Origin of the sequence: Legionella sp., assembly GCF_049790535.1 — a bacterium.
Classification (GTDB): domain Bacteria; phylum Pseudomonadota; class Gammaproteobacteria; order Legionellales; family Legionellaceae; genus Legionella.
Genome location: NZ_JBAQZB010000112.1, coordinates 1 through 6877, shown reverse-complemented (window position 1 = coordinate 6877; position 6877 = coordinate 1). Strand labels below are relative to the sequence as shown.

The window sequence follows — 6877 nt, the reverse complement described above, 5'->3', positions numbered from 1 at the left end:
TTTGTTGCATCGATTTTTCAATCTTTTGGTATTGACTCAATGCATCTTTATAAATCTCGGTGACTAATTGTAGATTTTTGGTATCTGGATTTTTAAGATAGATAATATCCGCCTTTATTACCATTTTTTGCACATTTAAACCACTTAAATGATATTGTATGGCTGCTATATTTTGATTATTAATTAAAAGATTGGCTTCATAATCAGCATTTGATGTAATAATGTTAACTACTTTCTTTTGCTTCGAAATAGTGCGAGGAATGTTGTTTTGATAAAGTTTACTCAAATCCTGATTTAACTTTTCTTTCATGAATTTAATTTTCAGCAACTTTTGCTCAAGTACGAAATTTTCGTACCAAGATTGTAATCGCTGGGCTTCTTCATCCAATGCAATTTTAAACTCTTTTGCCAAAGCTATACTATCAAGAATTAATTGTGTATTTTGTTTATTTGCAGTCCGCAAAGCCTCTACTGTGGCAACACGCTCCTGAATAGTTAAACCTGCTTTAGCTATAGGCAACTGCTGTAAATGTTTTAAACGTTGATTAAGATCATTTTGCTCAAATTTTTGTTGATCGCGAAATCCTTCTAAACTCTCAATTTTAACTTGAATCATTTTAAGTATGGAGGTTACTTGTTCTGTTTTAAAGTGATATTCTTTCTCATCCTTCGGTACGAGTTGCAGTTTAATTTCATTGATCGAAGTAATTAAATGAGTTTTTTCCTGAACTAGGTATTCGTTAAAGTTAGCTGTTTTTTTTATAGATACTGGTACAGTAGGAGGCTTGGATAAAGATTCTGCTGAAGCAAAGCTCCAGCAGAATACCAGAAGGAAAAAAATAAAAAACAAGTACCAGCGAGAAATTCTGGTATTGTATGATAATAAATTATTTTGTCGCGTTAATTGGAGCAAGTCTTATTCCTAATTCATTAAGCTGTGCGCTGTCTATTGGCGACGGTGCACTGGTTAAAGGGCATGAAGCTGTTTGTGTTTTAGGAAAAGCAATTACATCTCTAAGAGATGTAGAGTCTGTAAGCAACATGGCCAATCTATCGATACCAAGAGCGATCCCACCATGTGGCGGTGCACCGTATTGTAAGGCATCAAGTAAAAAGCCAAACTTTTCTTGAGCTTCTTGCTCATTAATTCCAAGTAATTTAAATACAGCTTTTTGCAAATCAGAGTGGTGAATACGGATCGATCCTCCTCCGATCTCATAACCATTTACTACTATATCATAAGCTTTAGCCAAAGTGTGAGTAGGATTTTTACATAATGCATCTGGAGATAAATTTTGTGGGGACGTAAATGGATGATGCATTGCTTGAAGTCTATTGTTTTGCTGATCTATTTCAAACATTGGCCAATCAATAATCCACAATAACTCCCAACCCTCACTTAGTAACTTTCGATCATGTCCCAATTTGATTCTTAATGCGCCCATGGATTCATTCACGATTTGAGTTTTATCGGCACCAAAGAACACAACATCACCTGTTACAGCACCAACACGATCCAAAACGGCGTGCACCATATCTTCAGAAATAAACTTAAGAATAGGAGATTGTAGCCCCTCCATTCCAATAGTAAGATCATTTACCTTAATGTACGCAAGGCCTTTGGCGCCATAAATACTTACAAAACGAGCATACTCATCTAAATCTTTTCTACTTAGTTCACAACCATTAGAAAGTTTTAAAGCAACTACACGGGATTCTTTATCATTTGCAGCTGTGGAAAATACTTTAAAATGGCATTCTTTAACTAAATCAGCAATGTCAATCAGCTCTAACGGGTTACGCATGTCCGGTTTGTCACTACCAAAACGACGCATTGCCTCTGCATACGCCATTCTTGGAAGTTTTTCAGGTAAATGAACATTAAGGATTTCTCTAAATACAGTTTTTAATAAGCCTTCAATTAAATTGAGAATATCTTCTTCATCAACAAAGGCCATTTCAATATCAAGCTGAGTAAATTCCGGTTGCCTATCTGCACGTAAATCTTCGTCGCGAAAACAACGAACGATTTGATAATATTTATCAAAACCAGACATCATTAATATTTGTTTAAAAAGCTGGGGCGATTGTGGCAAGGCATAAAATTCACCCGGATGAACTCGAGATGGTACTAAATAATCGCGCGCTCCTTCAGGTGTTGCCTTAGTTAACATAGGCGTTTCAATATCTAAAAAATCTAGCTGATTGAGGTAATTGCGAATGCAGGCGTTTAATTTATGTCTTAAGGTTAACTTCTTCTGCATTGATGGGCGACGTAAATCAATATAGCGATATTTATAACGTAAATCTTCATTTACAATTTGCAAATCATCAGGTAAAAATGGTGGTGTGGGGGATGAGTTTAGTATCTTAAGCTTAGTACCAATTACTTCTAATGTTCCGGTAGGTATTGCTTGGTTAATCATTCCTTCGGGTCTTTTACGAATCAATCCAGTTATACTCACTACAAATTCAGAACGTAATTTTTCTGCCTCAGTAAAAACAGTCCGATTTTCTGGTTCATAGACTACCTGTAATAAGCCAGAGCTATCTCGAATATCAAGAAATATAACGCCTCCATGATCTCTTCTGTGATGCACCCATCCACATAGGGTGACTTCCTGTCCCAAATTTGATTCATTTACTCCTAAACAATAGTGTGTACGCATATGAAACCACCTATTTAAATTTTATTGAGATCTGGCTGTACTACTGTGCTGGTCCCAGTATTTGATTGCATGACGCCTAAAGAAATTATATATTTTAATGCTGCATCAATACTCATATTTAATTCAAACGCCTCTCGTTTTGGAACCATAAGTAGAAAACCAGAGGTAGGATTAGGAGTTGTAGGTACAAATACAGATATCATTTCTTCTTTTGTTTTAGTACTAATTTCCAAATTGACACCACCTGTTTGAAATGCAATACTCCATATACCTTTACGCGGATATTCAATCAAAACCACTTTGCGAAAAGCTTCGCTATTCGTAGATAATACTGCATTAATTACTTGTTTTACTGTGTTATAAATTGAGCGTACTAAAGGAATGCGTGAAAGTAATGAGTCATTCCAAGCAACTATTCGTTGTCCCAAAAAATTAGTGACTAACATACCTGTAAGCAGTAACAGCACAAACGATAGTATAACCCCTACCCCAGGGATGTAATGTCCAAGCAATTGCTCTGGTTGGTATGTTCTGGGAATTAAACTGTCTAGTAAATCCACAATAAAACGAAGTACAACCATGGTGATAAGGATAGGTAACCATACCACTAAACCAGCAAGTAAATAACTTCTTAAAGATTTGGTAATCACTAAATTACGCCTTAATCTGAGCTTGTTGAGGAAGATTCTGTGCTTGATTTTTTATCACAATCTGTTTTTTTAGTTGTATCATCGTTTTTAGCTGCTGTTTCTCCAGAAATATTACTTTTATTTTTAAAGTCAGTAGCATACCAACCTGTTCCTTTAAGCTGAAATCCCGCTGCGGATATCAGTTTAATTACTGTATTCTTATTACACTGTGGACATTGTGTAATTGCTTCATCACTGATTTTTTGCATTAAATCAAAAAGATGATGACAATTTGTACATTTGTATTCGTAAATTGGCATCGACAAACGCCTCCATTAACATCAAATAGACTAATTAACCTTTTATTATAACTAACTCCTAAGCATTGAACAATAATTTTATGACCGTTACTCATGCGAATTGTTAATAAATAAAGTACATACCTAACTCTTTTTCGCGAGTGTTTTAAGTTAGAGAAGAATTATAATTCTTCTCTAACTACAGTTAATTAAAACGCGCCCAAAATCTTATATTTTTACATAGATTCAGAAATTGAGGAATTGCATCAGGATTATTAAAATTTACCATCCCCTTATCCAATTGAAGTTCTAATTTATTTAATAAAGGTATGTTTTCTTCTGAATATCCAATAAATTTTCCGTGTAAATAGGCATCTTTAATATACTCTTCTACTTTAGATTTATCTAAAACATTTAAGGAGTTCACATTAGTCAACAGAATAACTACTGCATCATAAAGAACAGAGGGGCCACCACCTATTTTTTGATTAGCCTTAATTTTGGTTCCATCATTTAAAGTCACTCCATTAATATGTGGAGCAATTACGACCAGATCAACGCCTGTTTTTTTAGCCTCAGTCTGTAGGTATTTAAAAAGAAAAGCAGAGGCTTGATTATCAATTAAAACTCCCAACTGGCGTCCTTTAAAGCTAGATAATGAATTTTTAAGGATACTAAGCTTTGGAGAAGGCTTTAAATTATTTAGAATTGCTTTTTTATTTTCTGCAGGCTTAGGGAGTTTTTCTAAACCTAAATCGTCGGAAACAGTTTTAGCCAGCATTTTATCGATATGAATCAAGTGTGAAACAATGCGAACTCTAATCTCATCCCTTTCAACTTTACTTAATTCAAAAATCAATGCGTCCGCAATATGTTGTTGTTCTAATTCATTTTGACTGATATAAAATTGACGCGCTTGGCTGTAATGATCAGCAAATTTTTCGGGTCTAACTCTTAATTTTCTTCCGTCATTTTGATTTGCAAACGATGCGAAACCTGCTCGAGTTTCTTGTGGTCCCTCGTTCCATGAATTCGGATTATAATTTACCCTTCCTTTAGGATTATGAAAGGCCATATGACCATCTTGCTGAAAATTAGCGAAAGGACACTTAGGTGCATTTATAGGAAGATGCGTAAAGTTAGGGCTTCCCAACCGTTTCAACTGTGTATCAAGATAGGAAAAATTTCGTGCTTGCAAAAGTGGATCATCAGTAAAATCAATCCCGGGTATTATATTTTGAGTGCAAAAAGCCACTTGTTCCGTTTCTGCAAAAAAATTATCAACACATCGATCTAAAACTAAACGGCCTACAATTTGAATGGGAACATCTTCTTCAGGAATAAGTTTGGTCGCATCTAATACATCAAAAGGAAATTTATCTGAAAAATCTTCATCAAATAATTGTAGGCCCAATTCCCATTCAGGAAAATCACCATTTTTAATTGCATTCCAAAGATCGCGTCGATGATAATCAGGATCAGCTCCATTAATTTTTAGAGCTTCGTCCCAAGTGACAGACTGTAATCCTTGTTTAGGCTTCCAATGAAATTTTACAAAAGTAGATTTGCCTTCTTGATTTACTAAACGAAATGTATGTACACCAAATCCTTCCATAAATCGAAAAGAACGTGGTATTGCCCTATCGGACATAATCCACATAATCATATGCATGCTTTCTGGTGTCAAAGAAATAAAGTCCCAAAAATTATCATGCGCAGTTTGTGCTTGTGGGAATCCGCTGTCGGGCTCATCTTTGGCAGAATGTATTAAATCAGGAAATTTAATAGCGTCTTGAATAAAAAATACTGGAATATTATTTCCAACAAGATCCCAATTCCCTTCTTGAGTATAAAATTTCACGGCAAAACCACGCACATCACGAGCTAAATCAGAGGAACCTTTATTGCCTGCTACCGTAGAAAACCGCACAAAGACAGGCGTTTTTTCGCCTTTTTTCTGAAAAGGTTGAGCTCTGGTGATATTATTTAATGATTTGTAGGACTCGAAATAACCATGAGCGCCAAATCCACGTGCGTGCACTACCCGTTCAGGAATTCGTTCATGATCAAAGTGAAATATTTTTTCTCTTAAGATAAAGTCTTCCATTAATGTAGGACCTGGACTCCCTATCTTAAGTGAATTTGCATCATCAGCGATTGAAGTACCCTGTTGCGTCGTCAGTGGAGATGCGCTTTTCTCTCCGAATCGATGAGTATCACCGCCTGGACCCTGTTGCAAATTTTCTTCATTAATTTGCAAAGAATGGTATTGATTTTTTAGGGAATCTTTTTCTAAAGATTTGTTATTTTTTTTCTTTGACATGAAACACTCCTTGTTTAAAAGTAATGTACTTTTATACCTTTCAAATTTAATCAGATATAATAGCCAGACCGTGCGAACTTATCTTAAATGTGGAATTAACTCTTTACAATGTCGCATAATGCGTTCCTTTTCAGTAGGAAGTTTAAAATAATCACCAAACTGCTGGGTTAAAATTTCTTCGCTATTATTAGGAACATTAAAAAAACCTGTTTCAAATTGAACTCTTTTTAAAGGATAAATATCTTCTACTCGCAAAAAATTTTTGCCAACACAATTGTAACCGCGACCTAGATAAGGACTATTACTAGTATTTGCTTTATGAATAATAGCTTGTAAAAAATATTCTAGCATAGATTTAGGCAGTAATTTTCCGATTATTTTATAAACATTTGCATAATGACCAATGTTGATTACACAATATTTGGTACTTAAGAAACGTGAAATCTTTTTTGCCATAAATTTATATCGTTTTCTTAGCTTTGGATCTTTCGGCATGCGATCATAAACAAAAACATCAATGAAAATGCCTTGTAGGTAAGGTTCATCCCCTTGTTCATGCTTTTCAACATAGCGGCTAAAACAATCTCTAATTTTTAAAGGGGTTGCCATATTAAAATAACCTGGATCGGAATGAATGGTTTGCAGCCGTATACTTGATGGAAGTTCTTGCGGAGCAATACGTAAAAATTTTTCATAACTGCTTCTGGGCATAGAAATATCCATATCATCATCCCAAGGAATAAATCCTTGATGACGAACAGCCCCTAAAAGAGTACCTGCATCTAGCCAATAATCTAATCCATGCTTTAAACAAATTAAATCAATTGTTTCGAGCATAGTTAACATTTTTAATTGAGCTTGTCTTAATCTGCCATCACTGAGCGCTGTATCAGCTGAATTGGAATTTATTTGCATTTCTGATGTCATGAACAATCTGCCTAAAATTAGGTCTAATTG

General features: G+C 34.9%; 5 protein-coding genes and 1 pseudogene. All 6 read right to left on the bottom strand.

Annotated elements, in window-relative coordinates:
- Window positions 1-913, bottom strand: a pseudogene (locus tag WA877_RS06835) (mechanosensitive ion channel domain-containing protein); the annotation flags it as partial.
- Entirely contained in the window at window positions 888-2669 is a 1782-nt protein-coding gene (gene aspS, locus WA877_RS06830; RefSeq protein WP_425170170.1) for an aspartate--tRNA ligase, read from the bottom strand. The gene aspS and the pseudogene WA877_RS06835, both read right to left, overlap by 26 nt.
- Window positions 2670-2683: 14 nt before the next feature.
- Window positions 2684-3319: a DUF502 domain-containing protein gene (locus tag WA877_RS06825; protein ID WP_425170169.1), complete on the bottom strand. Its 636-nt coding sequence runs from the start codon at window positions 3317-3319 to the stop codon at window positions 2684-2686.
- Between the two features lie 11 nt (window positions 3320-3330).
- On the bottom strand, window positions 3331-3618 hold the full coding sequence (locus WA877_RS06820; protein WP_425170168.1) for an FmdB family zinc ribbon protein: 288 nt from the start codon (window positions 3616-3618) through the stop codon (window positions 3331-3333).
- 184 nt (window positions 3619-3802) lie between these two features.
- Entirely contained in the window at window positions 3803-5920 is a 2118-nt protein-coding gene (locus WA877_RS06815; protein WP_425170167.1) for a catalase, read from the bottom strand.
- Between the two features lie 78 nt (window positions 5921-5998).
- Window positions 5999-6835, bottom strand: coding sequence for a LicD family protein (locus tag WA877_RS06810; protein ID WP_425170171.1), 837 nt, complete (start codon window positions 6833-6835; stop codon window positions 5999-6001).
- Between the last annotated feature and the right edge of the window lie 42 nt (window positions 6836-6877).